This window comes from Micromonospora sp. D75, assembly GCF_018070405.1.
Taxonomy (GTDB): Bacteria; Actinomycetota; Actinomycetes; order Mycobacteriales; family Micromonosporaceae; genus Micromonospora; species Micromonospora chalcea.
Window position 1 is genome coordinate 1 of sequence record NZ_JAGPXV010000734.1, and the last position, 2,672, is coordinate 2,672.

A 2,672-nucleotide genomic window follows, 5' to 3' on the forward strand; every position below is an offset into this window, starting at 1 on the left:
GGCGAACGGGACATTCGGGGCGCGACTCGGGCCGAAAGTGCAAGATCGCGGGTGCGGGTGCGGGTGCGGGTGCGGGTGACGCCGGGGCGGGTGAGGGCGGGGCGGGCGGATGCGCCGCCCGCCCCGGGCCGGGACGCCGGTCAGCGGCGCCACTTCTGGTTGGCGGCGCCGGTGCAGTCCCAGATCTGCAGCCGGGTGCCGTCGGCCGAGCTGGGACCGGTGGCGTCCAGGCACTTGTTGGCCTGGGGATTCACGATGTCGCCGGCCGCGCTGAACACCCACTTCTGCGCGCCGGTGCCGTTGCAGTCGTAGAGCTGCACCTTGGCGCCGCTCGCCGTGGACCCGGCGGCCACGTCGAGGCACTTGCCGAGCGCGCGTACCGAGCCGTCGGCGTTCCAGCTCCAGCGCTGGGCGGCGGTGCCGTTGCACGTCCAGAGCTGCACCGGGGTGCCGTTCGCGGTGCCGGCGCTGGCCACGTCGACGCACTTGTTGCCGTACCCGATGATCTGGCCGCCGGTGCCCCCGCCGCCGTTGTCCCAGGCCTGGACCCGGACGTAGTCGATGGTCATGGTCTGCGGGAACGTCGTGCTGCCGTCCGGCGAGCCGGGCCAGTTGCCGCCGACCGCCACGTTCATGATCATGAAGAACGGGTGGTCGAAGACCCAGCGGTTGCCGCCGATGTCGGCGGGCGTCTTGCGGGAGTACGCCACGCCGTCGAGGTACCAGGTGATCGAGTCCGGCGCCCAGTCCACGGCGAACGTGTGGAAGGCGTCGGCGAGCGCCTGCCCGCCGGGCAGCGAGGTGGAGGCGCCGACGCCGCTGCCGCCGGAGTAGCCGGGGCCGTGCAGCGTGCCCCAGACGGTCGACGGCGCGTAGCCGACGTTCTCCATGATGTCGATCTCGCCGCTGCCGGGCCACGGGTTCGTGCCGATGTCGTTGCCGAGCATCCAGAACGCCGGCCACAGCCCCTGTCCACGCGGGACCTTGATGCGCGCCTCGAACCGCCCGTACGCCTGGGCGAACGTGCCGTTGGTGAGCAGCCGGGCCGAGGTGTACTGGCAGCTTCCGTACCAGCAGTTGTAGCCGCCGGGGTTCTCCCGGCGGGCGGTGATGACCAGGTTGCCGTTGCCGTCGAGCGCGGCGTTGCGGGTGCTGTTGGTGTAGTACTGCAACTCGTTGTTGCCCCAGCCGCCGCCACCGATGTCGTAGCGCCACTTGCTCGCGTCGGGCGCGGCGCCGGCGGGGCCGTTGAAGTCGTCGGACCAGGTGACCGCGCCGGGGGCGGCGATCGCGGGGGAGTGGGGGACGACGGTGAGGGCGGCGGTGAGGCCGACCGCTGTCACCGCCAGGGCGGCGAGGGTACGGATGGTGCGCACGGGGCGCCTCCTGCGGGGTGGTGGCCGTTTCCGTCACGGCGGCCGGCCCCGCCGAACGGTTAACAAACCATACAAATAGACTTCGATGAAGGTATGAACGAAGTCGGTCGATGTCAAGAGAGCGTTTCCCGCCTGCGCTCCGAGACGGGCTCGGGCTCGCGCTGCCGCACCACTGTGGGCCGGCGCATGTCCCGCCACGGGCCGCCCAGCAGCGGCGTCAGCACCACCAGCAGGTAGCAGGCGCCCATCACGACCAGTGTGGACGTCGGGCCGAACCGGTCCGCGGCGAATCCCGCGCCGACCGCGCCGGCCGGCATGGCCGCCCACGCGCCCGCGCCGATCACGCCGTACACCCGGGCCCGCATGGCCGGCGGCACCCGCTCCAACTGGACCGCGCCCATCAGCGGGTTGAGCGCGCCGGCGGCGAGCCCGGCCATCGCCACCACGGCGGCCACCACCGGCAGCGGCGGCGCGGCGGCGAGCGCCCACAGCGGTGGGGCGCCGCACAGCGCGTACGCGGTGACGAATGTGGCCCGGCGGGGCAGGCGGTGCCCGATCGCGCTGAACACCAGCGAGCCGACCAGCGCCCCACCACCCATGACGCCCACCAGCAGGCCGAACGCGGCCGGCCCGCCGAGTTCCCGTTCGGCGACCACCGGCAGCAGCACCTGGCTCTTGGCCGCGTCGAACAGGTTCGTCACCAGCACCAGCAGGACCATGGCGCGCAGCAGCGGCTCGCGGACCAGGAAGCGCAGCCCGGCGGCGAACTGCCGCCAGTAGCCGCCGGTCTCCGGCTCGCTCCCGTCGTCGGACGGCCGCAGGCCACGCGGCACCAGCAGTGTCACCACGAGCGCCGACACGGCGAACGTCACCGCGTCCAGCGCCAGCACCGGCACCGCCCCGAACACGCCGACCAGCAGGCCGGCCAGGGGTGCGCCGATCATCCGGGCGCCGCGCGAGGTCGCGTCCTCCCACCCGGCCGCCCGCTCGATCGGCACCCCGGCCGCCGCCGCGGCCTCCGGCAGCAGCGCGGTGCGCGCGGTCTGCCCCGGCGTGTCGAGCAGTCCGCTGACGAAGACCAGGGCCAGCAGCGCCGGGAACGGCAGGCCGACGGTGGAGTGCAACAGGGGTACGGCGGCGATCGTCACGCCGGAGACCACGTCGGCGAGCACGCTGGAGCGCCGGTAGCCGATCCGGTCGACGAGCACGCCGCCGAACGCGCCGCCGAGCACCACCGGCGCGGTGGCGAACGCGCCGGCCCGCCCGGTGGCGCCCGGCGAGCCGGTCTCGGCCAGC

Annotated in this window: 2 protein-coding genes; both read right to left on the minus strand. The window is 74.0% G+C overall.

Annotated features, from left to right (window positions below; genetic code table 11):
- Positions 1-140: 140 nt before the first annotated feature.
- Positions 141-1,376, minus strand: coding sequence for a glycoside hydrolase family 16 protein (locus tag KBX39_RS28315; RefSeq protein ID WP_210873456.1), 1,236 nt, complete (start codon positions 1,374-1,376; stop codon positions 141-143).
- A 113-nt stretch (positions 1,377-1,489) separates the two neighbouring features.
- The coding region (locus KBX39_RS28320; RefSeq protein WP_210873458.1) for an MFS transporter at positions 1,490-2,672 on the minus strand (1,183 nt) is incomplete at its 5' end.